This window comes from Piscinibacter sp. PDB5-1 (genome assembly GCF_056676035.1).
This window is the reverse complement of sequence record NZ_JBWVZL010000001.1, coordinates 447324-472553: the sequence shown is the minus strand read 5'-3', so window position 1 is coordinate 472553 and position 25230 is coordinate 447324. Positions and strand designations below refer to the sequence as shown.

Here is a 25230-nt window from a genome sequence, read left to right as displayed (position 1 = left end):
CGCGTGGCCGGTCAGCCGCGCCCCGTCACGCGCCGCAAGAGGGCCATCGCCGCACGGCGCCCGGTCTGCGCGGCGCCGTTCATGTAGCCCTGCGAACCGGTCGCACCGTGTTCGCCGGCGAAGTACAGCCCATCTGGGTGCGACAGGGTTTCGGCGCCGGCGAAGGCACTCCATTGCCCCGGCGCGTAGCAGGTGTACGAGCCCCGGGCGAAGGGCTCGTCGCCCCACACGGTGCGCGAGGCTTCGCCTGTCCAGCCTGCGGCGAGGCCCGGGAAGATCGTGTCGGCGCCGTCCAGGTGGCGGCGGGCCTGTGCCTCCACGGTGTCGTGCGCGAGCGCCTGTCCCGCCTGCCCGCCGAAGTAGCAAGTGAAGACGCTGCCGTGCGCGTCGCGGCCCCGGCTGCCGTCCCAGCTGCTTTGCAGCGGCAGGTCGGTGTAGCTGCCGCCGTCGAGCCCTTGCGCGCGCCAGACCGGCGTGTCGATGCCGAGTTGCAGCTTGCTGTTGGTGCCGTAGCCCAGTTGCTGCACCGCCTGGGCCTGCGCCGGGGGCAGCAGCTCGCCCAGGTCCACCCGGCGCAGCAGCGAAAGAGGCAGGGCGATCACCACGGCGTCGGCCGGCACGTCCACCGTGGGCCCGTCGCCGGCCAGTGACAGCACCCAGTCTTGCGCGTTGCGGCGCAGGCGCACCAGCTCGCGGCGCAGGTGGATGTGCCCGTGCAAGCCCGCGGCCAGGCCGTCGGTGAGGCCAGCGCTGCCGGTCCTGATCTTGTAGCGCTCGTCGCTGTCGCCAAACACCTCGAAGCCCTGCTTCGCGTCGGTGCCGATCAACGTGAGCAGGTTGAGGGCCGATTGCGCGTGGGCCTCGCCGCCATACACGGTGACGTAGGCCACCTCGATGAGTCGGTGCAGCCAGGCGTCGAGCCGCAGCCCGGCCAGGTAGTCGGCGAGCGACTGGTGGTCGAGCCGCCGGGTGGCGGCATTCGGGCGGTCCCAGCGCGGGCGCCCGCCGAGTGAGGCCACGTCGCGCGCGATGCGGCCGGCGGCCTCGCCGAAGGCCGCGTCGACCTGCGCTTCGCTGTAGCGCTGGCCACCGAAGTGGTAGGCCACGGCCAGGCGCCGTTCGTCGCGTGTCTGCGTGTCCAGCAGTTCGAGCCCCAGGTGCGCGGCCAGGGCGTGCATGTCGTCGTGCTGGCTGTCGATGAACTCGCCGCCGAGCTCCCACACCTGCCCGGGTGCGCGGGTGCCGGCCGCGGTGCGGATGCGTCCGCCCACGCGGGCCGAGGCCTCGAACAGGGCCGTTTGGCAACCGGCGCTGTGCAGCAGGTGCGCAGCTGTCAGGCCCGCGAGGCCGGCCCCCACCACCGCCACGCGCGGCGCGCGGCCCGAAACGCGGGGCAGCCCGTCGCCGGCGTACAGCCCGGCGAGCTGGCGCTGCCGGGCGTTGAGGCGTGCGGGCGGCGAGGCAGGGGCAGGGCGCAAGGGGGTGACCAGTTCAACCGTTCATCAGTTTCGTTATAGGTCGAGCGCGTGGGTCAGGCCTGAATGCCCGAGTAGCGCAAACAGGGGATTCACTTGTCGCGCCGTGCTCGAACAGTATGGTCGAGCAGAGTTTTGCCTCAGGGCTTGGATCGGTGCTCGGCGAATGCCGACCCAGAGGCCCGGGCTCGAACCAGGGGAGTCGTCATGAACAAGAAGCAAGTCGGCCTGCTGCTCACGGGGGCAGGAACTCTTCTCTCGGGACTTTTCAAGGGGTGGGCGTCAACGTCCGGGTCGGGCGCCGTCATGGCCTGGGCGACCGCAGTGGTGGCCGAGCCGATCCAGGCGATTCTGACCGGGGTCCTGGCTGGGCGCCTGGAGGAGGTGTTGGACGGGCAGGTCGACAGCGACCTGCGACGGGCGATGGCAAAGGCGCTGACCCGGTTGTTTCGCAGTTCCGCCGCGGGGGACGCAAGCCCGGTGTGGGTGCAGATGCGATCGGTGAAGGAACTCGAGCGCGAAGGTCTGCGCGGCCCCTTCGATCGCTGGGCGGCGCGGTGCGACCCGGTCGGACGCGATGCGACCTCGCTCGAGGCGATGTTTCCGCCGGACTGGGACATCCGGGTGTTGCGCGACCTGTGCGCCGGTGCGGGCCCATCCGAAGAGCGGGCGCAGAGGTGGCTCGCGTTCTACGACCTCGCGTTGGCCCCGGGGGAGCAGAAACATCCCTCGGACAGGGCTGCGCTCATCCGCACCGAATTGGCCAAGGCGCTCGCGTCGAATTTCTCCGCAGCGCTTGGCCGCGTGCTGTCAGATGACCCGCAGGAGCACGGCAGCCTGATCACCTACTGGAACACCATGCTGGCTTTCGTGGCCAACGAGACGAATGCGCAGTCGAGCCAGCTCAAGAGGCTGCTGGACGAGTTGGGCGACGTGCGCAAGCAGTTGGAGTCGATGGGCGAGAAGGCCAGCGGGTCCGACGACATCCAGCAATTGCTTGAGCAGATCCGGGCGGCGCTCGACGGCGCCGCGAAGAGCCGTGCCTTCCAATGGCCCACGCCCTTGCCCTCGGACAAGTACCGCGAGTGGAAGCACGCCGGCTTCGTCGGGCGCATCGCACTGCTGTCGCAGGTCTCGCAGTGGATGCGCGACGACGCGCAGAGGGTGCTGCTCATCGAGGCCGAACCGGGGGTCGGAAAAACCGCCTTCATGGCACACCTGTGCGAGCAACTCTCACGTCAGGTGCTTGCGAGCCATTTTTGCCAGTTCGATGAACCGTACACGCTGGCTCCTGCGGACATTGTTCGCAACATTGCGGGCCAGTGCGCCAAGGCGCTGCCGGCCTACCGCGCTGCCGTGGAGCGCGACCCGGTGGCGCGCCTCGCCCTGGAGCGGGCCGACGTCGATCCGGTCGGCGCCTGGGACCGGGGTGTGGTCGGTCCGCTGCGCAGCCTCCCGCGCGCGGACCTGCTCGAACCGACCCCCTTGCTGGTGCTGATCGACGGGATGGACGAATCCGAGGAACTCGCCAGCTTCAGCGGCGACTCAAGCGACCAGCCCTCGGACGGCATCGAGCGCAAGCGGCGGGCGGGCAGCGAACGGGTTCACTCGCTGCTGGACTTGCTCAACGAGGTGCGCATCAGCCAACTGCCGGCTTGGCTGCGCCTGGTCATCAGCACGCGGCCGCTCTCGCGGCCGCGACCGGCGTTCTCGGTCGTTTCGCTCGGCGGCGCGGGGCCGGGTGGGGCAGAGAACGAAGCCGACCTGCGCCAGTTCATCCGAGCGCATGCGCAGACGCCGCGGCTGCAGGCTTTGGTGCGCGAGGCCGGTCTCGGCCCCGACGAGTTCGTCGAAGACATGGCGCAGCAATGCGGCGGCAAGTTTCTCGTCGCCGCATCGTTCATGAACGAGGTGACAGGCGGCGGCTTGGGTGCCCAGGCGCTGAAGGAGTTCTTGCGCGGGAAGAGCGCACTGACCGGCATGGACCGCTTCTACGACCTGGTGTTCACCAAGCGGGTCGAGCGCGCCCACCTCGACCGGGGGCTCGTGCGGGATGTGCTGGGTCTGATCATGGTGGCGGGCGAAGCCTTGTGCGCGAAGTGTGTGGCAGACACGCTGAGCGAGTCCCGGCCCGAGAGCGATGGGGAGCTGCGGCGCGAGATCGACCGGGTGACCCACGCGCTCGGCGGGTTGCTGCACGTCGATCCCGAGTCGCACCGGCTGCGGCTCTTCCATGCCACGCTGGGGAAGTGGCTCGACCCCTCGACGCCAGCGGGCGTGGCCGGCAACGGCGCGGCCAAAGCGGGCGACTACCGCGTGGACCGCGAGAGGTGCCGTCAGTTCCTGGCCTATCGTTGCCGGCGACTGGCGCTTGCCGATCGGCCCTTCGAGCAGGCCGGGCCGGAATTCGCGCCCTACCTGCTTCAGCACGGTGTCGACCACCTGCTGCACATCGGTGAGCTCGCGGGTGCCTTGTCGCTGCTCACGCACGCGCTCAGTGCACAGCGCCGCGGGGCACTGCCGGCCCCGGCGCTGACCGAGCTCAGCGACCAGCGGCTGCGCCTGGATGAAGCGCGCATCCTGAACCGCATTGACCGGGAATTTCGGAGGCTCGACGACGAGGCTCCGGGCCACCCCGCCCCGGCCATCGAAGCTCGGCTGGGCGCGCTGCGGCCCGAGTACCTGGTTGACCTGGTGCTGATGAAGACCTACGAGACGGGCCGCTTCGTGCCAGCGATCCGCGTGCTGATCCAGTTTCACCACGAGCTGTGGCTGCAACGCTGGCCCTTGCCTGAGAACGCCAACAACATCGTGTTTCGCAGCGACGTGGGTGTGGCCCACGCGCAGGCCTGGCACGGTGCGCGCGAGTCAGAGAAGGGCATGCTGCTGGCGCACCTGACGCGCTTGACCCGTGGCCGACCCGGCAGCGACGAGCGCGAGATCGCGGGTTATGCCATCAAGCACATCTGCCAGCGGCGCAAACCCGCGGTGTGGTGGGCGCCGATCAGGGAAGAGCTGGGCTCCTGGCTGAACGACTTTGCGCGGAGCCCCTCGGCCACCGACCGCATGGTGGCGGGTGAAATTCTGCTGTCACTGGCCATTCAGTCCGAGTCGGTGTACGACTGGGTGTCCAGGACCCATCCGTTCTGGTCACCGCATTGGCCCAACCTCGCCGCCGACGTGGGCGCGATCCAAGTGCTGGAGGCTGCGCGCAGCGGGGAGGCGCTGCGCGTGGAGCCCGGTGACGAACTGCTGCAATCGTGTGTCGAGCAGCATGCGCTGACGATCCAGCTGCGCGAGAAGGTCCTGCGCAGCGCGCTCTTGAAACGGTCCAGCTCCGACGTGGGCGTGGGGCACTTGAAAGATTCGGTGAGAGACGCCGCCAAGCAGCAGGACGACCAGTCCGCGTTGCCCCGCGCCCTGCAAGCCTTGGCCGAAGCGGTCGATGCCCCGGCCACTGCCGACGAGGCCTTCGACCTCATCCGCCTGTTGATGCTGCACCCGAGCTGGAGCGAGACCGAGCGCGTCGCCAACCTCGTGTCACAGCTCGTGAAGACGCAGCACTGCGACCACCCGCGCTGGCACCTGATCGATCGGCTGTTGAAGTCGGACCCCATGCACTGGCGCCTGGTCTACGGTGGCATTGATGCGGCCTACACAGCGGGCTGTGTCGACGACCATGAGCACTTCAAGGATGCGCTCGGTCATTGGGGCATCCACGGCAACTGCCGCGTGCAGGGCATCTGCATCGACGACCTCACCGCGCTCGTCAAGGACGCCACCCAGGCTGAGCAGGAGGCACTTCTCACCGACCCGCGCATCGCGGGCGCCCTGCAGCACTGGCTGGCTGATGCCAAGGACGTGTGGCTGCTCGAGTACCTGCATACCCTCTTCAGAGAGCTTCGGGTCAGTGGGTGGGGCACCGAACAGCTCGACGCCTGGATGCCCCAGCGGCCCACGCCCTACCTGCTGCCGCATAAGGGCCGGCGCTTCTACGACATGGAGGAAGACGCGTTTCTTGAGCTGATCGAGCAACGCGCACGCGATGGCGTCTCGGTCTAGGCGCCCGTTGGCAGGCGGGGCGCCGCCGGTGCGCACCCGCCCTGGTTAGACTGGCCGCCCATCCAACCCGGCGGGCACGGCAGCCATGGCGATTCGAGACATCCTGAAGATGGGCGACCCGCGCCTCTTGCGCATCGCCCAGCCGGTGACCGCGTTCGACACGCCCGAGTTGCAGGCGCTGATCGGCGACCTGTTCGACACCATGCGGGCGGCCAACGGGGCCGGGATCGCCGCGCCGCAGATTGGCGTCGATCTGGCCTTGGTGATCTTCGGCTTCAAGAAGAACGAGCGTTACCCCGACGCACCGCCCGTGCCCGAGACGGTGCTGATCAACCCGCAGATCACGCCGCTGGGCGACACCGAAGAAGACGGCTGGGAAGGCTGCCTGTCGGTGCCCGGCTTGCGCGGCGTGGTCCCCCGCTTCGCGCGCATCCGCTACACGGGCTTCGACCCGCGCGGCGAGCGCATCGAGCGCGAGGCCGAGGGCTTTCACGCCCGCGTCGTGCAGCACGAGTGCGACCACCTGATCGGCAAGCTCTACCCGATGCGGGTGCGCGACTTTTCGCGTTTCGGGTTCACGAGCGTGCTCTTTCCCGAACTGGACGCGGGCGACGGGGACGATTGACGGCTCGCACGCCCCGCCCGGGCACGGCGAAGTGCGAAGAAACGTTTCCGCCGTCAGCGGTCCGGGCGTGTCTCTCGTTGTGCGGGGGGGAACCGCCGGCGAGCGGCCCATTCCAAACCGCGAGGGTTGTCGCATGACACACGCCACTTCTGTTCATCTCACCCCGGCCGGCCGACCCGGTGGGCACTGGGCCCGCATGGGCGTGCTGTTGTTCGTGTTGTGGGGCCTGGCCCTGGCTTCGTGGGCGCAAGACCCTCCCGGCCGTGTGGGTCGCCTGGCCGAGGTGTCGGGCGAAGTCTGGCTGTACACGCCCGAGGGCGGCGACTGGGTGAAGGCAGAACGCAACCGTCCCGTGACCACCGGCGACCGCCTCAGCACCGACGACGGCGCCCGCACCGAAGTGCGCATCGGCTCGACCACGTTGCGACTGGGCTCGAACACCGAACTGGCCGTGCTTGTGCTCGACGACGACCGCATCCGCCTGCAACTGCAACGCGGCAGCGTCGGGGTGCGGCTGCGCAGCGGCGAGGCGGCCCGCGAGTTCTCGCTCTCCACCGACGAGGGCGAGGCGCAGACGCAACTGGCCGGCAACTACCGGTTCGACCGCGACGACGACACCACGCAAGCCACGGCCTACAGCGGCCAGGTGCATGTGCAGGGCGAGGGCGCCGCGCTCACCGTGATGGCCAACCAGCGCGGCGAGTATTGGCGCGAAGGGCAGATGCAGTACACCGTCGGCTCGCCCGAGCGCGACACCTTCTCGGCCTGGGCCGATGGCGCCGAAGCCGGCATGAGCAACGGCCAGGCGCACCGCTACGTTTCGCCCGAGATGACCGGCGCCGAAGACCTCGACCGCCACGGCCGCTGGGAGCAAAGCGCCGAGTACGGCACGCTGTGGATCCCGCACGTCGTGGCCGCCGGCTGGGCGCCGTACCGCATGGGCCACTGGGCCTGGGTGCGCCCCTGGGGCTGGACCTGGGTGGACGACGCGCCCTGGGGCTTCGCGCCGTTCCACTATGGCCGCTGGGTCTACCACCGCAGCGTGTGGAGCTGGGCACCCGGGCGGTACGTCGCGCGACCGGTTTACGCCCCCGCGCTGGTCGCGTGGGTTGGTGGACCGAACCTGAGCGTGTCGGTCACGGTCGGCGGACCCACGGTGGGCTGGTTTCCACTCGGCCCGCGCGAGGTGTACGTGCCGTACTACCGCTACAGCGAGCGCTACATCCGCAGCGTCAACTACACGCACGTCCGCAACCACACCCACATCACCACGGTCATCAACAACCCGGGCCTGCCGGGCAACCACTGGCGCTATGCGCGGCCGCAGCGCGGCGTGCAGGCCGTGACCTTCGTGCCGTCGAGCGTGATCGAGCGCCGCGAGCCGGTCGCGCCGTCGTGGGCGCGCGTGTCCGGCCGTGTCACCGAACGCGACCTGCGCGACCTGGGGCGCGTGCGCTTCGAGTCACCGGTGCAGCCGCCGCCCGCCGTGCGTCCAGCCCCAGGTGGTCGACCCGGGAACGACACCCCGCGTGGAGGGACGGTTTTCGTGCCGTCGCCCCGCCTCGGGGGCAACGTCGAGGCCTCGCGCCCGCCGCCGTCGCCGGTGTGGCGTGACGACGGCCGTGACCGGCGCGGGGACCGCCGGGACGATCGACGAGATGACCGGCGGGACGACCGACGCGATGACCGACGCGATGACCGACGCGAGATGGACGTACCGCCGCCCCGCGTCTATGCCCCGCCAATGCGAGAAACGCCGCGTGCGCCGGACCGGGGGCCGCGTGGTGATGGTTTCGACCACGACCGGGGCGAGCGCGACCGCCCGGTGCCGGGCTGGCAGGGGCGTCCCGCGGTGGGGCATGCCGAGCCGCGGCCGGCACCGCCGCCGGTCCAGGTGATGCCGCCTCCCCAGAAGGGCCTGCCCTCGCAGCCGGGCTTTGCCCCGCCGGTGTGGCGACCCGCGCCCGAACTGCCGCCGCACCCGGCACAACCCCGGCCAATGCGGGTGCCCGGCGACGAGGCTGGCGGCCAACGTCCGCGCATCGAACACCGCGCGCCGCCCGAGCTGCGCCACGCCCCGCGCTTCGAGCCCGCGCCGGGCTTGGGTGGCGGCTTCAGGCGCGACGAACGCTCGCGCTGAACACCCGCCCGCCGGCGAGAGCGGGCGGCCGATGCTCAGCGCATGCGCAGCATCGGCTTGAGCGTCGGCCACACGTTGTCGAGCATCGTGGCCTGCGCCTGCTCACGCGGGTGGATGCGGTCCGCCTGAAACAAGGCGGCGGCGTTCGGCGCATCGGCCACGCCTTTCAGCAAGAAGGGCACGAGCGCCGCCTGCTCCTTCTGGGCCACCGTGGCGAAGAGTGCCGCGAAGTCGTCGCTGTACTTGTGGCCGTAGTTGGGTGGCACCTGCATGCCCAGCACCAGCACGCGGGCGCCGGCTTCGCGCGCGGCCCGAGCCATCGCGGCCAGGTTGTCGCGCGTCATGTCGAGCGGCAGGCCGCGCAAGGCGTCGTTGCCGCCCAGTTCGATGAGCACGTGCGTCGGCTGGTGCTGCTTCAGCAGCGCGGGCAGACGCGAGCGCCCGCCTGAGGTCGTGTCGCCGCTGATGCTGGCGTTGACCACCTTGGCGGCGATGCGCTCTTTCTGCAGGCGCTGCTCCAGCAGGGCCACCCAGCCCGAGCCGCGTGCGAGCCCGTATTCGGCCGACAGGCTGTCACCCACGACGAGCACCACCGGGGTCGAGGCCGCGTGCGCCGGCACGCTGACCAGCCCCGCGCCAGCGAGCCCCAGGGCAAGCAAGGTACATTGCTTCAGCAGCGTTCTGCGCGTCATGTGGTCGTTGTTCATCCGAGCGTCCTTCGCACCGTTCCAGGCATCCATGTCCGAATCCATCATCGAGGTCGACCGCGTCAGCAAGCAGGTCGGTGACTCCACCGGGGTACTGACCATTCTTCACGAGATCAGTTTCACGCTGGCCGCGCGGCAATCGGCCGCCATCGTCGGCGCCTCGGGCTCGGGCAAGAGCACGTTGCTGTCGATCATCGCCGGGCTCGACACGCCCACCACCGGCACGGTGCGCCTGGCCGGTACCGACCTCTTCGCGCTCGACGAAGACGCCCGTGCGGCGGTGCGCGCTGCGAAGCTGGGGTTCGTCTTCCAGAGCTTTCAACTGCTGGGCAACCTCACGGCGCTCGAGAACGTCATGCTGCCGCTCGAACTGCAGGGCCGAAGCGACGCCCGCGAGCGCGCCACCGAGATGCTGCGCCACGTGGGCCTGGGCGAGCGCCTGTCGCACTACCCCAAGGTGCTGTCGGGCGGCGAGCAGCAGCGCGTGGCGCTGGCCCGCGCCTTCGTGGTGAAGCCGGCCGTGCTGCTGGCCGACGAGCCCACCGGCAGCCTCGACTTCGCCACCGGCGAGACGGTGATGTCGCTGATGTTCGACCTGAACCGCGAAGCCGGCACGACGCTGGTGCTCGTGACGCACGACCGCGGCATCGCCGGCCGGTGCGACCGGCAGTTGCGCATCGAGGCCGGCAAGGTCGCGGTCGATTGATCGCTGCACGGCGTGGGGGCTGCGGTCCCACAAGGACAAAGGCGCCCCGGAGGGCGCCTTTGTCTTGGTTTGCTTGATCTGAACCTTGCGGTGCTCGATCAGTTCGCGTTGGCGAAGCGGTAGTCGGTCTTCGCCTTCGCCTTCAGGTCGTCGCGGAACTTCGCCAGGCGGCGCTGGGTGAGTTCCTGGCGCAGCTGGTCGCGCACTTCTTCGAGCGGGGGAATGTCGACGGCCTTCTGGTCGTCCAGGCGGATGATGTGGTAGCCGAACTGCGACTTGACCGGCGTCTCGGTCATCTCGCCCTTCTTCAGCTTGGTCATGGCTTGCGAGAACTCAGGCACGTAGTCGGCCGGGCGCGCCCAGTCGAGGTCGCCACCCTTGGCCGCCGAGCCGGTGTCCTTCGAGCTCTTCTTGGCCAGTTCTTCGAACTTGGCACCGCCCTTGATCTGGGCGATCAGCGCCTTGGCGTCTTCTTCCTTGTCGACCAGGATGTGGCTGGCCTTGTACTGGTTGCCCATCGACTCGTTCTTGGCCTTCTCGTATTCGGCCTTGATCTCGGCGTCGGTGACCGGGCTCTTTTCTTCCTGGTCCTTGAACAGCGCGCGGATCAGGATGCTCTGGCGGGCCAGTTCCATCTGGTCCTTGTAATCTTGCGACGAACCCAGGCGACGCTTCTCGGCCTCTTGCAGGAAGATCTCGCGCAGCACGACTTCGTCGCGCACTTGCGATTCGAGTTCAGGGCTGCGTTGTTGCTGGCCGCCACGCGTGGCTTGCTTCAGCAGGGCTTCGGCGCGCGCCTTCGGCACGGGCTTGCCGTTCACCGTGGTGATGTTCTGTGCATGTGCGCCCAGGGGCAGCAGCAGGGACGTAGCGGCCGCGATGAAAGCGGTGCGCGCGACGAAAGAAAGCTTCTTCATGACCGGGGGGCCTTTCAAACTCAACAGCAAGGGGTGGGGATGTAAACGTTGCCTGGGCGCGAAGCCGCATCGTGTGTGGCGACTTCGTTGTCTCGCTCTGTTCTTCTAGGTCTCGCCGGGCGCGCGGGCCTCGATGGCAAGCGCGTGGATGCCACGCGGGATCAAAAAGTGGAGGGCATCATATACGAGGCGATGTCGCTTCAAACGTGACAGATCGTTGAACGCCGGGCTCACGATTCGCACGCTGAAATGCCGTCCTTCGCGAGCGCCGGCGTGGCCGGCATGCAAGTGACTGTCGTCTTGCACTGCGAGTTCCGCAGGCGTCAACGCGGCCTGCAACGCGGCTTCGATTTCTTGTGCGCTGACTGCCATGGCACAGGCCCTCAGGGGAGCTTGGCCGCGTCGCTGGCGGCGGGCGCTTCGTCTTTCAGGTGCCGGCTCAGGTAGACGCCTTGCGCGACCATGAACGCGAGCATCAGGCCGATACCCCCGAAAAGCTTGAAGTTCACCCAGGTGGCGGTCGAAAAGTTGTAGGCGATGTAGATGTTGAGCACGCCCATCACCAGGAAGAACACCACCCACGCGTGCCCGAGCCGCTGCCACACCGGCTCGGGCAGCGAGATCTCTTTGCCCATCAACACGCGCGGCACGTTCTTGCCGAAGAACAACTGGCTCACGAAGAAGCCGCCGCCCATCACCCAGTACAGCACGCTGGGCTTCCACTTGATGAAGGCCTCGCTGTGAAAGTAGATCGTGGCGCCGCCGAGCACGGTGACGAGCGCGAGGCTCACCCAGAGCATGGTGTCGATCTTCTTGCCGCGGGCCAGCAGAAAGGCGATCTGCGCCAGCGTGGCGAGGATGACCACCACGGTGGCCAGCAGCACCGGTGCCTCTTCGGTGCCGACCACGCCGCCCGACACCATGAAACCCAGGTGCTCGCTGGCGAAGCCGGCGGCCCAGTCTTTCTGGTTCTCGGCATATTTGAAGGTGCCGAAGAACAGCAGGATGGGCAGAAAGTCGAACAGCAGCTTCATCTGGAAATCGGGGTCACTTGCGGGGCTCGAAGTCTATCGCCGCCGAATTGATGCAATAGCGCTCGCCGGTCGGGTCGGGTCCGTCTTCGAACACGTGGCCCAGGTGCGAGCCGCAGCGGTTGCAGCGCACCTCAACGCGCACCATGCCGTGGCTGTGGTCCACGACGCGTTCGATGACTTCGCTGTTGACCGGCGCCCAGTAGCTGGGCCAGCCGCAGCCGGCGTCGAACTTGGTGGTCGATTCGAACAGCGGCGTGCCGCAGCCGATGCAGTTGTAGCGGCCGGCGTCGAAGTGGTCCCAGTACTTGCCGGTGAAGGCGCGCTCGGTCGCCGCGTGGCGGGTCACTTCGTACTGGATGGGGTCGAGCAGTTGGCGCCATTCGGCGTCGCTGCGCTGAACCTTGCGGTTCGGGTCGTGGTCGTGGCTCATGATGAACAGGACACCTCGATGGATTGCGCCCAGGCGGGCGGAAATTCGGCATCTGCCTCGTGCGTGGGTTGTTCGTCGAACGGGCGCTGAAGCACTTTCAAAAGTCGTTCCACTTCGCTGAAGTCGCCCTGCTGTGCCCGCCGGATGGCAACCTCGGCCAGGTGATTGCGCAGCACGAACTTCGGGTTGACTCGGTTCATGCGCGCGGCGCGTTCGGCGTCGATGCTGGCTTCGGACTGCAGGCGCTGCGTGTAGGTTCCGGCCCAGGCGTCGAAGGCTTCGCGGTCGATGAACAAATCGCGCAGCGCATCGTTGCGTGCACCATCTTGGGTGCTGAATTGCGCGAGCCGGCGGAAGGTGATCGTGAAGTCGGAGCGATCGGCGGCCATGCGTTGCAGCAGGCCGTCGATCAACGCGCGGTCGTCGTCGCGCGCCTCGCGCAGGCCGAGCTTGGCGCGCAGGTGGGCGTCGAGCGACTGGGCGAAGCGCTCGCGGTAGGGTTCGAGCGCTTCGAGGGCCTCGTCGTCGTCGCCGATCAAGGGCGCAAGCGCCTGGGCCAGCGCGTGCAGGTTCCAGAAGCCCACGTTCGGCTGCCGGCCATAGGCGTAGCGGCCCTGGTGGTCGGAATGGTTGCAGATGAAACCCGGGTCGAATGCATCGAGAAAGCCAAAGGGGCCGTAATCGATGGTCAGGCCGAGGATCGACATGTTGTCGGTGTTCATCACGCCGTGGCTGAAACCGATGGCCTGCCAGTGCGCCATCAAGTCGGCGGTGCGCAGGGCCACGGCTTCGAGCAGCGCCGCGTAAGGCTGCGCCGCCTCGCGGCAGGCCGGGTAATAGGCGTCGATGACGAAGTCGGCCAGTTGCTTGAGCGCCGCGAGGTCGCTCGCCGTGTGCGCGAAGTGCTCGAAGTGCCCGAAGCGGATGAAGCTCTGCGCCACGCGCGTGACGATGGCGCCGCTCTCCATCGACTCGCGCCGCACCGGCAGCGACGAGCCGACGATGCACAGCGCCCGTGTGGTCGGCACGCCCAGCGCGGCCATGGCCTCGGAGCACAAGAATTCGCGGATCGACGAGCGCAGCACCGCGCGGCCATCGCCCATGCGCGAGTAGGGCGTGAGGCCCGAGCCCTTGAGCTGGATCTCCATCGGCCCATTGGGCGAGTCAAGTTCACCCAGCCACAGCGCGCGGCCATCGCCCAGCTGCCCGGCCCACACGCCGAACTGGTGGCCGCTGTACACGCTGGCCAGCGGCGACATGCCGGCACCGGTGGCGTTGCCCGACAGCACGGCGAGCGTCGCCGCATCGTCGGGTGGGCCGGCGGTGTCGAGTCCGAGCTCGTGGGCGCAGGCGTCGCTCCACGCGACCCAGTGTGGGTCGGGAACGGTTTGGGCGGGAAGGGCGGTGAAGAAGCGGGGGCCGAGCGCCGCGAAGCGGTTCGGCCAGCGTTCGCCCAGCACATGAACCGGCCGTGCGGGCACAGGAGAAGAAGGCATTCCGAAAGTGTAGCCAGCGGATCGTGTCACGCCCGCGACCGGGTCTTGGGCAGTTTGTTCGCACGTTCACGCAAACGAGACCCGGTCATCAGGGTAAGCCCGTAGAGCGCGCACAAGGTCTGTGCAAGTTCCGATTCCTATCATCGTTGCGTCGCAACAATTCTTGGAGATGCCATGTCGCGCGTGATGGGCCAGATGATGCAAATGCCGCTGATGATCTCGTCGCTGATCACGCATGCGGCCCGACATTCGAGCGACACCGAGATCGTGTCGAAGCGCGTCGAAGGCGACATCCACCGCTACACCTACAAGGACGCCGAGCTGCGCTCGCGCAAGGCGGCCCAGGCTTTCGCCCGGCTCGGGTGCATCGACGGCGACCGCATCGCCACGCTGGCCTGGAACGGCTACCGCCACCTCGAGATCTATTACGGCACCTCGGGCTCGGGGCTCGTGTGCCATACCGTCAATCCACGGCTCTTTCCAGAGCAGATCGCCTGGATCATCAACGACGCGAAAGACGCGGTGCTGTGCTTCGACATGACCTTCTTGCCGCTGGTCGAGAAGCTCGCGGCCCAGCTGCCGTCGGTGCGTCATTTCGTGGCCATGACCGACCGCGCCCACATGCCCGCGACCACCGGCATCCCGAACCTGCGCTGTTATGAAGAGCTGATCGAGGCCGAAGACGGCAGCTACGCTTGGCCGCAGTTCGACGAGAACGCGGCATCGAGCATCTGCTACACCTCAGGCACGACCGGCCACCCCAAGGGCGCCGTCTACAGCCACCGCTCGACCGTGCTGCACGCGTATGCCGCGGCACTGCCCGATGCGATGAACTGCTCCTCGCGCGACACGGTGCTGCCGGTGGTGCCGATGTTCCACGTCAACGCGTGGGGGCTGCCGTACACCGCCCCGCTGGTGGGCGCGAAGCTGGTGTTTCCGGGGCCGCACCTCGACGGCAAGTCGCTCTACGAGTTGTTCGAGAGCGAGAAGGTCACCTTCAGCGCCGGCGTGCCCACCGTGTGGCTGGGGTTGATCAACCACGTGGTCTCGAACGATCTGAAGTTCAGCACCTTCAAGCGCACCGTGATCGGCGGCTCGGCCTGTCCGCCGTCGATGATGCACACGCTCGAAGACCGATTCGGCATCGAAGTGATCCACGCCTGGGGCATGACGGAGATGTCGCCGTTGGGCACGCTGTCCAAACTCAAGGTCAAGCACGCCGGGCTGCCCCGCGAGGCGCAGCAGCGTCTGCTCGAAAAGCAGGGCCGCGTGATCTGTGGCGTCGACATGCTGATTGCCGATGACGACCTCAAGCCGCTGCCTTGGGACGGCCAGGCCTCGGGCAACCTGCTCGTGCGCGGACCGTGGGTGATCGGCAGCTACTTCCAGCACGGCGACTCGCCGCTGGTCGAGGTGGAGGGGCAGCGGTGGTTTCCGACCGGTGACGTCGCGACCATCGACGCCGATGGCTTCATGCAGATCACCGACCGCAGCAAGGACGTCATCAAGTCAGGCGGCGAATGGATCAGCTCGATCGACCTCGAAAACATCGCCATGGCCCACCCCGCGGTGCACGAGGCCGCAGCCATCGCCTGCACCCACCCCAAGTGGGACGAGCGGCCGCTGCTCGTGGTGGTCAAGAAACCCGACGCCGCGCTCACGCGCGAAGAGATGCTGGCGTTCTTCGACGGGCGCATCGCCAAGTGGCAAATCCCCGACGACGTGGTGTTCGTGAGTGAAATCCCTCATACGGCGACCGGCAAGATTCAGAAACTTCGGCTGCGAGAACAGTTCAAAACGCATCGTTTGCCGACCCTTTGAAATTTGAACGGCACCCCCCGCAAATGTGGGCAGTGGCGCTCGGGTGTTCCCTGAATCGGACGGCAAATTTTCTCGGTTATCGTTGTGCGTTGACTTTTTTCCTCTCCAAGGAGTGATACATGAGATTTGCCAAGAAGGTTCTGGGGGCCTCCGTCGTTGCCGCTCTGTCGCTGAGCGCCAGCCTGTCGTTTGCGCAAGCCGGCGAGACGGTCAAGATTGCCGTGATCGATCCCTTCTCGGGTCCTTCGGCTAACCTCGGTCTCAACATCCTTCACACGCTGCAACTGCTGGCTGAGCGTGAAAACGGCAAGGGCAATCCTGCCGGCGTCAAGTTCGAGATCGTTCCTCTGGACAACAAGGGCTCGGGCCCTGAAACGCTGAACGTCCTGAAGTCGGCCATCGACCAAGGCATCCGTTACGTGTCGCAAGGCAGCTCGGGTTCGGGTGTCGCCGGTGCCCTGATCGACGCGATCAACAAGCACAACGAGCGCAACCCCGGCAAGGAAATCGTCTACCTGAACCACTCGGCGATGGACCCGGCGCTGACCAACGAGCGCTGCAGCTTCTGGCACTTCCGCTTCGACGCCGACACGTCGATGAAGATGGAAGCCATCGGCCAGTCGATCAAGGACGACAAGGCCATCGACAGCGTCTACCTGATGAACCAGAACTTCGTGCACGGTCACCAAGTGACCAAGTACGCCAAGGAAGTTCTGGCCCGCAAGGCTCCGAACGTGAAGATCGTCGGTGAAGACCTGACGCCGATCTTCCAGGTCAAGGACTTCGCGCCTTACGTGGCCAAGATCAAGGCATCGGGTGCCAAGGCCGTCATCACCGGCAACTTCGGTCCCGACCTGAACCTGCTGTTCAAGGCTGCCAAGGACGCTGGCCTCGACGTCAAGTTCTACACCTACTACGCCGGTCAAGCGGGTGGCCCCGCCACGCTGGGTGACTACGGTCTGGGCAAGGTCAAGTCGGCTTACCCGTCGTACGCCAACCTGGGTGGCGAGTACGCCGCGTTCCGCAAGGCCTTCGGCGAGAAGTTCCCGAACGAAACCTTCGCGAACACGCCCTCGGTGCAGTCGATTCGCATGCTGAGCGCCGCCATGGCCAAGGCCAAGTCGACCGACCCGGTGAAGGTTGCCAAGGCGATGGAAGGCCTGACGATCAAGAGCATGGAAAACGAAATCACCATGCGCGCTGCCGACCACCAGCTGCAAATGCCGCTGTACGTCTTCAACTGGGCCAAGAAAGACGCGAAGAACACCATCGACGTCGAGAAGACGGGCAACACCTTCGTGCTCGACAAGAAGATCGAGTCGTACGTGTCCAGCACGCCCACGACCTGCCAGATGAAGCGCCCGAGCTGATCGGTTGCTGAATCACAGGCTTGGCAGTTTTCACTGCCAAGCCTGTTTTCTTTGGATGCTCGCGAATCGGGCGCAGCGAAGCTGTATCGGCTTGGCTGGAAGACCTGATCATCCAGAAGATCGTGATGGAGGGCCTGCGCTCTGAAGACCCACCCGGAAATCGTTTGAAGTCTCCCCGCCTGCGCTGTTGCGTCGGTGGGGCGCGCGTGTTTCTGGGTGTGTCGTTTCGTGAGCGTTTGGCAAAAATTTGATCGGTCGCCAAAGGTCGGGCGTAGACAATACGCCCGGCCGTTTCTGGCCTGGCGCGTCAGTGCATACGCGCTGACCCCGGGCTGGCGCACTGCGCCGCCATCGGGCGGATGTGCGCCGGCGAGCCGAGCGGCATTTCTCGTATCAACTTGGGGACGCGATGGAGTTCTTCACCATATCGCTGCTGAACGGCATCAGCTACGGGCTGCTGCTGTTTCTGATGAGTTCAGGGCTGACCCTGATCATGAGCATGATGGGCGTGCTCAATTTCGCCCACGCGGGCTTCTACATGCTGGGGGCGTACTTCGCGTACACATCCGCCCAGTTCCTTGGCTTCTGGCCGGGTCTCATTCTTGCGCCGCTGGCCGTGGGCGTTCTGGGTGCGCTGTTCGAGCGCTACAGCCTACGCCGCACCCACAAGTTCGGTCACGTGTCCGAACTGCTGGTGACGCTGGGCATCTTCACGGTGCTGGGCGAATTGGTGCTGCTGATCTGGGGCACCGAACTGGTGGACTACAAGATGCCCCCGTCGCTTGAGGGCTCGCTCTTCAGCATCTTTGGCACGCAGTTCCCGACCTACCGCGCCTTCATGATGGGTGTGGCCATCGTCGCTCTGGTCGGCCTGTGGCTGCTGCTGTCTCGCACCCGCATCGGCCTGGTGATTCAGGCGGCGCTCACGCATCCTGAAATGACCGAAGCGTTGGGTCACAACGTGCCGCGCGTCTTCATGATGGTGTTCGGTGGCGGCGTGGCCCTGGCAGCTCTGGCTGGCGTCATCAACGGCCCCTTCACGGTGACCGACCCAAGCATGGCCAACGCCGTGGGGCCGATCATCTTCGTGGTCGTCGTCGTCGGTGGCCTCGGGTCGCTGGCGGGCGCGTTCTGGGCGTCGATGCTCATCGCTGTGCTGCAGACCTTTGCAGTGGGTTTCGACTACTCCGTCGTGACCTTGCTCGAAGGCATGAACACGCAGATCGCTCCCACCACCTTCGGTTACAGCCTGCTGAGCCTGAAGATCTCGCAGGTGGCTCCCATCTTGCCGTTCGTTCTGATGGTGCTGATCCTGATCTTCCGACCCAAGGGTCTGATGGGCACTCGGGAGGGTTGAACTCATGACGCAGAAAACCTATCAATTCAAGCCGCTCAACATCGGCCGGTTGATCGTCTGGGGCGTTTTCGCCCTGGTGCTGATCTTCGCGCCGCTGATCTTCTCGGGGGGCCTGGCCCTCACGATGCTGTCGCTGATGGGCGCCAGCATCATCATCTGCCTCGCCTACAACATGCTCATGGGGCAGGGCGGCATGCTGAGCTTCGGCTATGCCGTCTATTCGGGGCTGGGCGCGTTCTGTGCCATCCATGCGCTCAACAAGGTGGGCGAGGGCTTCCCGCTGCCGGTGACCCTGGTGCCGATCGTGGGCGGCCTGGGCGGCATGGCCATCTCGGCCGTGTTCGGCTGGGTGTCCACCAAGAAGGCGGGCAGCACTTTCGCCATGATCACGCTGGGTGTGGGTGAACTCGTCTACGCCGCGTCGTTGATGTTTCCCGATTTCTTCGGCGGCGAGAGCGGTGTCAGCTCGAACCGGATGGTCGGTCAGCCCTTCCTCGGCCTGAAAGACGCCGAGGGCAAGCCGCTGCTGAACGTGACGTTCGGCCCGCAGATCCAGATGTACTACCTGATCGCGGCCTACTGCTTCATCTGCACGGGCTTGATGTTCGCCATCACCCGCACGCCGTTCGGCCGCATCTTGAATGCCGTGCGCGATAACCCCGAGCGGGTCGAGTTCATTGGCTACAACACGCAGCTGGTCCGCTACATCGCGTTCATCCTGTCGGGCTTCTTTGCCGGCATTGGCGGCGGTCTGTTGGCACTGAACTCTGAGCTGGTGCAGGCTGGGCAGCTGGGGGCGCACGCCTCGGGCTACATCATGATGTTCACGTACTTGGGTGGCGGCCTGTTCTTCTTCGGCCCCGTCATCGGCGGCATCCTGCTGGTGATCGGCACCACGGTGCTGTCGAAGCTGACCAAGGCTTGGCTGCTGTACTTCGGCATGCTGTTCGTGCTGGTGGTGATGTACGCCCCGGGTGGCATCTCGAGCATCATCTTGATGAACCTGCGCGTGGCGGCCTTCAAGAAGTTCAGCCGTCTGCTGCTGCCCTACGTGGCCATGATCGGGGCTGGTGTGGTGCTGTTCCTCGGCCTCACGACCACGATCGAGATGATCTACCACAAGCAGTTCAACGCGGCGATGTCGCCTGAAATGACGATGTTCGGCCAGACCTTCAATGTGCTCGAGCCTTCCGCCTGGTACGGCCCGCTCGCGGTGCTGGTGGTCGGTGTGGTGCTGATGGAAATCGCCCGCCGCTACTTCAAGCGCCACTGGGACAAGATCCAGGAAGAAATCCAAGCCATCATCCGTATGAAGGAGGCCGCATGAGCCAAGGGACAACCTCCAAGCAAGGCGGCTGGGCGCTCGAACTCGACAACGTCTGCAAGAGCTTCGGCAAGACCGAGATCATCCGCAGCGCGAACCTCCAGGTGAAGCCGGGTGAACGCGTCGCGGTGATCGGCCCCAACGGCGCCGGCAAGTCCACGCTGTTCAACCTGATCAGCGGGCGCTTCGGTCCCACCAGCGGGGCGATCCGTCTGCATGGCGAACGCATCGACGGCCTGAAGCCTTACCAGATCAACCGCAAGGGCCTGGCGCGCAGCTTCCAGGTGTCGAACCTGTTCACGCGCCTGTCGGTGTTCGAGAACCTGCGCTGCGCCGTGCTGTACTCGCTCGGCCACAAGTACGCGTTCTGGAAGCGCCTGTCGAACCTGCGCGACGCGAACGAACGCGCCGAGCAGGTGATGCACATGGTCAAGCTCGACCGCAAGCGCGACGTCGAGGCGATGAACCTCACCTACGCCGAGCAACGTGCGCTCGAAGTCGGCCTGACCATCGCCGGCGGCTCCAGCGTCATTCTGCTCGACGAGCCCACCGCGGGCATGAGCAACGAAGAGACCCACCGCTTCATTCAACTGATCCGCGAAGTCACCGAAGGCAAGACCCTGCTCACCGTCGAACACGACATGGGCGTGGTGTTCGGCCTGGCCGACAAGATTGCCGTGCTCGTGTACGGCGAGGTGATCGCCTTCGACACGCCGGAGAAAGTGCGCGCCAACGTGGGCGTGCAAGAGGCCTACCTCGGCTCCGTACTGGCCGACAAGCAAGCCGCGGGAGCCCACTGACCATGCTGCAACTGACTGACCTGCACGCCTACTACGGCAAGAGCCACATCCTCCACGGCGTCACGATGAACGTGAAGCCGGGCGAAATCGTCAGCCTGCTGGGCCGCAACGGCTCGGGCCGTTCGACCACCGCCAAGGCGATCATGGGCCTGGTCGATGCCAAGGGCTCGGTGAAGTGGAACAACAAGGAACTGCTGGGCCTGAAGGCTTTCCAGATCGCGCACCAGGGCCTCGGCTACGTGCCCGAGAACCGCGACATCTTTCCGCGCATGACGGTGCACAACAACCTCGTGCTGGGCGAGAAGGGCAACAAGAAGAAGGCGCGCTGGACGTTCGACGACATGTACAAGCTGTTCCCTCGCCTGAAGGAACGGCAGGACGTCGAGGCCGGCGTGTTGTCGGGCGGCGAGCAGCAGATGCTCACGCTGTGCCGCACGCTGATGGGTGACCCCGACCTGATCCTGATCGACGAGCCGACCGAAGGCCTGGCGCCGAAGATCGTCGAACTGGTGGGCGAGTACCTGCGCGAGTTGAAGCGCCGCGGCATCTCGGTGCTGCTGATCGAGCAGAAGCTGACCATCGCCCTCGAAGTGGCCGACCGCTGCTACGTGATGGGCCACGGCGAGATCAAGTTCGAAGGCACCCCCGACCAGTTGCGCGCCGACGCGGCGGTGCGAAAGGAGTGGCTGGAGGTTTGACCGCAGCGGGCGGTGCGCGAAGGCGCGCTGCCTGAAAAAGCAAATCCCCGCAGACGCCGGCTGCGGTCTCCAGGCGCATCATTCGTGATGTCGCTGACGAGACTGAAGCCGGCGTTTTTGTTTTCTAGTATCGAACGATCGTTCGTTTCTTGAGCGATGGTCTGAAGAACATCTCGAAGGCAATGACGGCGGCGCTGCCTGCGTGCAGCCGCCGCACGCCACACCTTCCCGGACGGAGATTGCGATGAGCGTCAACTACGAAGTTCGCGGCCCCGTGGCCGTGGTCACCCTCAACAGCCCACCGGTCAATGGCCTGGGGCACGAGGTGCGAAAAGGCATCGTCGATGCGATGGAGCGCGCGGGCGACGATGCCGCGGTCAAGGCCATCGTGCTGACCGGCGCCGGCAAGGCCTTCTCGGGCGGCGCCGACATCCGCGAGTTCGGCTCGCCAAAAGCCAGCGCCGAGCCCAACCTGCTCGACGCCATCGCGGCCGTTGAAGGCAGCGCCAAGCCGGTGGTCGCGGCCATCCACAGCGTGGTGATGGGCGGCGGCCTCGAACTGGCCCTCGGCTGCCATTACCGCGTGGTCGCCAAGGGCACGCAGGTGGCCCTGCCCGAGGTGAAGCTGGGCCTGATTCCGGGGGCCGGTGGCACGCAACGCCTGCCGCGCGCGCTCGACGTCGAAACCGCGCTCAACATGATCGTGACCGGCGAGACCGCCAAGAGCGAGCAGCTCGCGGCCTTGCCGGGCCAGAAGCTGTTCGACCAGTTGGTGGATGGCGACGTGCTCGACGCGGCGATCCAGTTCGCCACGAAGGTGGCCGATGCGCGGCCCTTGCCGCGCGTGCGCGACCTGAAGGCCCGGCACCCGAACCCCGACGCGTACTTCCAGTTCGCGCGCAACACGGTTGGCGGCCTGTACCGCAACTTCCCGGCGCCGCTGAAGTGCATCGAGGCCGTGGCGGCGGCCGTCACGATGAAGTTCGACGCCGGCCTGCAGTACGAGCAAGACCTCTTCCAGGCGCTGATGCTCACGCCCGAGAGCCGTGCGCAGCGCCATGTGTTCTTCGCCGAACGTGCGGCCAGTAAGATCCCCGATGTGCCGGCCGACACGCCGGCGCGCGCCATCCACAAGGTGGCCGTCATCGGCGCCGGCACCATGGGGGGCGGCATCGCGATGAACTTCCTGAACGCCGGCATCCCGGTCGTCATGCTCGAGATGAAGCAAGACGCGCTCGACCGGGGCATCGGCGTCATGCGCAAGAACTACGAAGCCCAGGTCAAGAAGGGCAAGCTCAAGCAAGAAAAGCTCGACGAGCGCATGGCGCTGCTCAGCAGCACGCTCAGCTACGACGACCTGCGCGAAGCCGACCTCGTGATCGAGGCCGTGTTCGAGGACCTCAACGTCAAAGAGACCGTATTCAAGGCGCTCGACGCGGTGATGAAGCCCGGCGCCATTCTGGCGAGCAACACGTCCACGCTCGACCTGAACAAGATCGCCGCATTCACGCAGCGTCCGCAAGACGTGATCGGCATGCACTTCTTCAGCCCGGCCAACGTGATGAAGCTGCTGGAGGTGGTGCGCGGCGAGCAGACGGCGAAAGACGTGCTCGCCACCGTCATGCAACTGGGCAAGAAGATCATCAAGAAGACCTGTGTGGTCTCGGGTGTGTGCGACGGCTTCATCGGCAACCGCATGGTCGAGCAGTACACGCGGCAGGCGAGCTTCATGCTCGACGAAGGCGCCACGCCGCAGCAGGTGGACAAGGCCATCGAGAAGTTCGGCTTTGCCATGGGCCCCTTCCGCATGGGCGACCTCGCTGGCAACGACATCGGCTGGGCCATCCGCAAGCGCCGCTATGTCGAGCAGCCCGAGATGCGCTACAGCAAGAACGCCGACCTGCTGTGCGAACTGGGCCGCTACGGCCAGAAAACCGGTGCCGGCTGGTACGACTATGTGCCGGGCAAGCGCGACGCCATCCCGTCACCGGTGGTCGAAGACATGCTCAAGAAGCACCGTGAGTCGCTCGGCATCACGCCGCGCAAGATCAGCGACGAAGAGATCGTGCAACGCCTCGTGTACGCGCTGGTGAACGAGGGCGCGCACATCCTCGAAGAGGGCATCGCGTCGAAGGCGTCGGACATCGACATGGTCTACCTCAGCGGCTACGGCTTCCCGCTGTACCGCGGCGGCCCCATGTGCTACGCCGACACGCAAGGGCTCTTCAGCGTGGTGCAGGCCATGAAGCGCTTTGCCAAGAACCCGCTCGACGACGCAAGCTTCTGGAAGCCCGCGCCGCTGCTGGCCCGGCTGGCCGCCGAAGGCAAGACCTTCAACTGAGCGCGAGGGGCCACGCCATGAATGCACGCGCCAGTTTCACGCGCATGGAGTCGAGCACTGCCGACGACTGGGCGCTGATCGGTGCCGAGTCGCGCACCTTTCAACGCGGCCTGCCCGACCGCCTGCTTGCGCACCTCAAGGTGCTCGAAGGCGACTACGGCGGCTTTCCGGTCGATCGCTACACCCACTCGCTGCAGACCGCGACACGCGCGCTGCGCGATGGCCGAGACGAAGAGTACGTGGTGTGCGCGCTCTTCCACGACATCGGCGACACGCTGGGCTCGTACAACCACTTCGACATCGCCGCCGCAATCCTGAAGCCCTTCGTCAGTGAAGCCAACCTCTGGATGGTGCAGCACCACGGCATCTTCCAGGGCTACTACTTCTTTCATCACCTGGGCCTCGACCGCGACATGCGCGAGCAGTTTCGCGGCCATGCGCACTTCGCCCGCACCGAAGAGTTCTGCGCGCTCTACGACAACCCGGCCTTCGATGCGAAGGCCGAGACGTTGCCGATGAGCGAGTTCGAGCCGATGGTGCGGCGCGTGTTCGCGAAACCGCGCCAGAGCATCTACAAGAAGGCGGTCGAGGCGTCGTCCTGACCCGCTGCTGATTCGTCCCCCGCTTCAAGACCCACTCCCATCCGTTCGGGCCGAGCCCGTCGAAGCCATTCGACAGGCCCAGGGCGAACGGCGTTGATTGACCCACCGAATCCTTCCGAGGAGCCCGCCATGACCCAAGCCGTGATCGTCTCGACTGCCCGCACCCCGCTCGCCAAGAGCTGGAAGGGCGCTTTCAACATGACCCATGGCGCCACGCTGGGCGGGCACGTGGTCAAGGCCGCCGTTGAGCGCGCCGGCATCGACGCCGCCGAGGTCGAAGACGTCATCATCGGCAACGCCTACCCCGAAGGCGCGACCGGCAGCAACATCGCGCGCCAGATCGTGCTGCGTGCGGGCCTGCCGATCACGGTGAGCGGCCTGACCGTCAACCGCTTCTGCTCGAGCGGCCTGCAGACCATCGCGCTGGCCGCGCAGCGCGTGATCGCCGGCGAGGGCGACGTGTACGTGGCCGGTGGCGTCGAAAGCATCTCGTGCGTGCAGAACGAGATGAACCGCCACATGATCGCCGACCCATGGCTCGTTGAGCACAAGCCCGAGATCTACTGGAACATGCTGCAGACCGCCGAGCAGGTCGCCAAGCGCTACAAGATCGGCCGCGAGCGCATGGACGAATACGGCGCCGCCAGCCAGCAAAAGGCCTGCGCCGCGCAAGAGGCGGGCAAGTTCAAGGACGAGATCGTGCCCATCACCGTGATGGCCGGTGTGGCCGACCCGGCCCTTGGCCTGCGCACGAAACAGGTCACGGTGAGCGTGGACGAAGGCCTGCGCGCCGGCACCACGGCCCAGGCGCTCGCGGGCATCAAGCCGGCGATTCAAGGCGGCGTGATCGCCGCCGGCAACGCCAGCCAGTTCAGCGACGGCGCGGGCGCGGTCGTCGTGATGAACGAGAAGCTCGCCGAGCAACGCGGCCTCAAGCCGCTGGGCCGCTTTCTCGGCTTCGCGGTCGCGGGCTGCGAGCCCGACGAGATGGGCATCGGCCCGGTGTTCGCCATTCCGAAGGTACTGAAGAAACTGGGCCTGAAGGTCAGCGACATCGACCTGTGGGAGCTGAACGAAGCCTTCGCCGTGCAGGTGCTGTATTGCGCCGACACCCTGGGCATCCCGATGGACAAGCTCAACGTCAACGGTGGCGCCATCGCCGTGGGCCACCCCTACGGCGTGAGCGGCCAGCGCCTCACCGGCCATGCGCTGATCGAAGGCAAGCGCCGCGGCGCCAAGCGCGTGGTGGTCACCATGTGCATCGGCGGCGGCATGGGCGCGGCGGGTGTGTTCGAGGTGCTTTGACGCTTCGCTCACCGCCTGCT

At 66.4% G+C, this 25230-nt stretch carries 21 protein-coding genes; 14 read left to right on the top strand and 7 right to left on the bottom strand.

From position 1 onward, the window contains the following. Window positions 1-11: 11 nt before the first annotated feature. Window positions 12-1478 (bottom strand): flavin monoamine oxidase family protein, encoded by a 1467-nt coding sequence (locus AC1KAT_RS02095; protein WP_480322288.1) that lies wholly within the window; start codon window positions 1476-1478, stop codon window positions 12-14. Between the two features lie 144 nt (window positions 1479-1622). Here AC1KAT_RS02095 and AC1KAT_RS02090 point away from each other — a divergent pair, with 144 nt between their 5' ends. The 3 genes from AC1KAT_RS02090 (at window position 1623) to AC1KAT_RS02080 (ending at window position 8302) form a co-directional block, all read left to right on the top strand. Next, a complete protein-coding gene (locus AC1KAT_RS02090; RefSeq protein ID WP_480322286.1) occupies window positions 1623-5537 on the top strand; it encodes a P-loop domain-containing protein in 3915 nt (1304 codons plus the stop codon). 85 nt (window positions 5538-5622) lie between these two features. Next, window positions 5623-6162: a peptide deformylase gene (def, locus tag AC1KAT_RS02085; protein WP_480322284.1), complete on the top strand. Its 540-nt coding sequence runs from the start codon at window positions 5623-5625 to the stop codon at window positions 6160-6162. A gap of 133 nt (window positions 6163-6295) precedes the next feature. Next, entirely contained in the window at window positions 6296-8302 is a 2007-nt protein-coding gene (locus tag AC1KAT_RS02080; protein WP_480322282.1) for a DUF6600 domain-containing protein, read from the top strand. A gap of 35 nt (window positions 8303-8337) precedes the next feature. On the opposite strand, the gene AC1KAT_RS02075 is transcribed toward AC1KAT_RS02080, so the two are convergent. Continuing rightward, window positions 8338-9009 carry an arylesterase gene (locus AC1KAT_RS02075; RefSeq protein WP_480322280.1) on the bottom strand — a complete coding sequence of 224 codons (672 nt, stop codon included), beginning with the start codon at window positions 9007-9009 and terminating at the stop codon, window positions 8338-8340. 31 nt (window positions 9010-9040) lie between these two features. Here AC1KAT_RS02075 and AC1KAT_RS02070 point away from each other — a divergent pair, with 31 nt between their 5' ends. After that, window positions 9041-9715, top strand: coding sequence for an ABC transporter ATP-binding protein (locus AC1KAT_RS02070; protein ID WP_480322278.1), 675 nt, complete (start codon window positions 9041-9043; stop codon window positions 9713-9715). Between the two features lie 98 nt (window positions 9716-9813). Here AC1KAT_RS02070 and AC1KAT_RS02065 read toward each other — a convergent pair whose 3' ends face one another. The 5 genes from AC1KAT_RS02065 to AC1KAT_RS02045 form a co-directional block, all read right to left on the bottom strand. After that, window positions 9814-10632, bottom strand: coding sequence for a peptidylprolyl isomerase (locus AC1KAT_RS02065; protein WP_480322276.1), 819 nt, complete (start codon window positions 10630-10632; stop codon window positions 9814-9816). A 105-nt stretch (window positions 10633-10737) separates the two neighbouring features. After that, window positions 10738-11004 carry a BolA family protein gene (locus tag AC1KAT_RS02060; protein WP_480322274.1) on the bottom strand — a complete coding sequence of 89 codons (267 nt, stop codon included), beginning with the start codon at window positions 11002-11004 and terminating at the stop codon, window positions 10738-10740. A gap of 11 nt (window positions 11005-11015) precedes the next feature. Further along, a complete protein-coding gene (locus AC1KAT_RS02055; protein ID WP_480322272.1) occupies window positions 11016-11666 on the bottom strand; it encodes a septation protein A in 651 nt (216 codons plus the stop codon). Between the two features lie 13 nt (window positions 11667-11679). Beyond that, window positions 11680-12096: a peptide-methionine (R)-S-oxide reductase MsrB gene (msrB, locus tag AC1KAT_RS02050; protein ID WP_480322270.1), complete on the bottom strand. Its 417-nt coding sequence runs from the start codon at window positions 12094-12096 to the stop codon at window positions 11680-11682. Next, the gene (locus AC1KAT_RS02045; protein WP_480322268.1) at window positions 12093-13592 is read right to left on the bottom strand and encodes a protein adenylyltransferase SelO; all 1500 of its coding nucleotides are present in this window, start codon (window positions 13590-13592) and stop codon (window positions 12093-12095) included. The genes msrB and AC1KAT_RS02045 overlap by 4 nt, the downstream gene beginning before the upstream one ends. Before the next feature lie 174 nt (window positions 13593-13766). Between AC1KAT_RS02045 and AC1KAT_RS02040 the strand changes: the two genes are divergently transcribed. The 10 genes from AC1KAT_RS02040 (at window position 13767) to AC1KAT_RS01995 (ending at window position 25210) form a co-directional block, all read left to right on the top strand. Then, on the top strand, window positions 13767-15413 hold the full coding sequence (locus AC1KAT_RS02040) for a 3-(methylthio)propionyl-CoA ligase (protein WP_480322266.1): 1647 nt from the start codon (window positions 13767-13769) through the stop codon (window positions 15411-15413). Window positions 15414-15532: 119 nt separating this feature from the next. Next, complete coding sequence (locus AC1KAT_RS02035; protein ID WP_480322264.1) at window positions 15533-16783, top strand: branched-chain amino acid ABC transporter substrate-binding protein; 1251 nt, start codon at window positions 15533-15535, stop codon at window positions 16781-16783. A 20-nt stretch (window positions 16784-16803) separates the two neighbouring features. Next, window positions 16804-17034, top strand: a complete 231-nt coding sequence (locus AC1KAT_RS02030; protein ID WP_480322262.1) for a hypothetical protein — start codon at window positions 16804-16806, stop codon at window positions 17032-17034. Window positions 17035-17192: 158 nt separating this feature from the next. Then, window positions 17193-18140 carry a branched-chain amino acid ABC transporter permease gene (locus AC1KAT_RS02025; RefSeq protein WP_480322260.1) on the top strand — a complete coding sequence of 316 codons (948 nt, stop codon included), beginning with the start codon at window positions 17193-17195 and terminating at the stop codon, window positions 18138-18140. Between the two features lie 4 nt (window positions 18141-18144). Then, window positions 18145-19467, top strand: a complete 1323-nt coding sequence (locus AC1KAT_RS02020; protein ID WP_480322258.1) for a branched-chain amino acid ABC transporter permease — start codon at window positions 18145-18147, stop codon at window positions 19465-19467. Continuing rightward, complete coding sequence (locus AC1KAT_RS02015) at window positions 19464-20264, top strand: ABC transporter ATP-binding protein (RefSeq protein WP_480322256.1); 801 nt, start codon at window positions 19464-19466, stop codon at window positions 20262-20264. The genes AC1KAT_RS02020 and AC1KAT_RS02015 overlap by 4 nt, the downstream gene beginning before the upstream one ends. 2 nt (window positions 20265-20266) lie before the next feature. Beyond that, window positions 20267-20962: an ABC transporter ATP-binding protein gene (locus tag AC1KAT_RS02010; RefSeq protein WP_480322254.1), complete on the top strand. Its 696-nt coding sequence runs from the start codon at window positions 20267-20269 to the stop codon at window positions 20960-20962. Window positions 20963-21206: 244 nt separating this feature from the next. After that, on the top strand, window positions 21207-23303 hold the full coding sequence (locus AC1KAT_RS02005) for a 3-hydroxyacyl-CoA dehydrogenase NAD-binding domain-containing protein (RefSeq protein WP_480322252.1): 2097 nt from the start codon (window positions 21207-21209) through the stop codon (window positions 23301-23303). 17 nt (window positions 23304-23320) lie between these two features. Beyond that, window positions 23321-23905 (top strand): HD domain-containing protein, encoded by a 585-nt coding sequence (locus AC1KAT_RS02000; protein WP_480322251.1) that lies wholly within the window; start codon window positions 23321-23323, stop codon window positions 23903-23905. Between the two features lie 129 nt (window positions 23906-24034). After that, the gene (locus tag AC1KAT_RS01995) at window positions 24035-25210 is read left to right on the top strand and encodes an acetyl-CoA C-acyltransferase (RefSeq protein ID WP_480322249.1); all 1176 of its coding nucleotides are present in this window, start codon (window positions 24035-24037) and stop codon (window positions 25208-25210) included. Window positions 25211-25230 lie beyond the last annotated feature (20 nt).

Coding starts and splice junctions, on each gene's coding strand:
- def (WP_480322284.1), top strand. CDS start 5,623: ATGGCGATTCGAGACATCCTGAAGATGGGCGACCCGCGCCTCTTGCGC.
- AC1KAT_RS02080 (WP_480322282.1), top strand. CDS start 6,296: ATGACACACGCCACTTCTGTTCATCTCACCCCGGCCGGCCGACCCGGT.
- AC1KAT_RS02075 (WP_480322280.1), bottom strand. CDS start 9,009: ATGAACAACGACCACATGACGCGCAGAACGCTGCTGAAGCAATGTACC.
- AC1KAT_RS02070 (WP_480322278.1), top strand. CDS start 9,041: ATGTCCGAATCCATCATCGAGGTCGACCGCGTCAGCAAGCAGGTCGGT.
- AC1KAT_RS02065 (WP_480322276.1), bottom strand. CDS start 10,632: ATGAAGAAGCTTTCTTTCGTCGCGCGCACCGCTTTCATCGCGGCCGCT.
- AC1KAT_RS02060 (WP_480322274.1), bottom strand. CDS start 11,004: ATGGCAGTCAGCGCACAAGAAATCGAAGCCGCGTTGCAGGCCGCGTTG.
- AC1KAT_RS02055 (WP_480322272.1), bottom strand. CDS start 11,666: ATGAAGCTGCTGTTCGACTTTCTGCCCATCCTGCTGTTCTTCGGCACC.
- msrB (WP_480322270.1), bottom strand. CDS start 12,096: ATGAGCCACGACCACGACCCGAACCGCAAGGTTCAGCGCAGCGACGCC.
- AC1KAT_RS02045 (WP_480322268.1), bottom strand. CDS start 13,592: ATGCCTTCTTCTCCTGTGCCCGCACGGCCGGTTCATGTGCTGGGCGAA.
- AC1KAT_RS02040 (WP_480322266.1), top strand. CDS start 13,767: ATGTCGCGCGTGATGGGCCAGATGATGCAAATGCCGCTGATGATCTCG.
- AC1KAT_RS02035 (WP_480322264.1), top strand. CDS start 15,533: ATGAGATTTGCCAAGAAGGTTCTGGGGGCCTCCGTCGTTGCCGCTCTG.
- AC1KAT_RS02025 (WP_480322260.1), top strand. CDS start 17,193: ATGGAGTTCTTCACCATATCGCTGCTGAACGGCATCAGCTACGGGCTG.
- AC1KAT_RS02020 (WP_480322258.1), top strand. CDS start 18,145: ATGACGCAGAAAACCTATCAATTCAAGCCGCTCAACATCGGCCGGTTG.
- AC1KAT_RS02015 (WP_480322256.1), top strand. CDS start 19,464: ATGAGCCAAGGGACAACCTCCAAGCAAGGCGGCTGGGCGCTCGAACTC.
- AC1KAT_RS02010 (WP_480322254.1), top strand. CDS start 20,267: ATGCTGCAACTGACTGACCTGCACGCCTACTACGGCAAGAGCCACATC.
- AC1KAT_RS02005 (WP_480322252.1), top strand. CDS start 21,207: ATGAGCGTCAACTACGAAGTTCGCGGCCCCGTGGCCGTGGTCACCCTC.
- AC1KAT_RS02000 (WP_480322251.1), top strand. CDS start 23,321: ATGAATGCACGCGCCAGTTTCACGCGCATGGAGTCGAGCACTGCCGAC.
- AC1KAT_RS01995 (WP_480322249.1), top strand. CDS start 24,035: ATGACCCAAGCCGTGATCGTCTCGACTGCCCGCACCCCGCTCGCCAAG.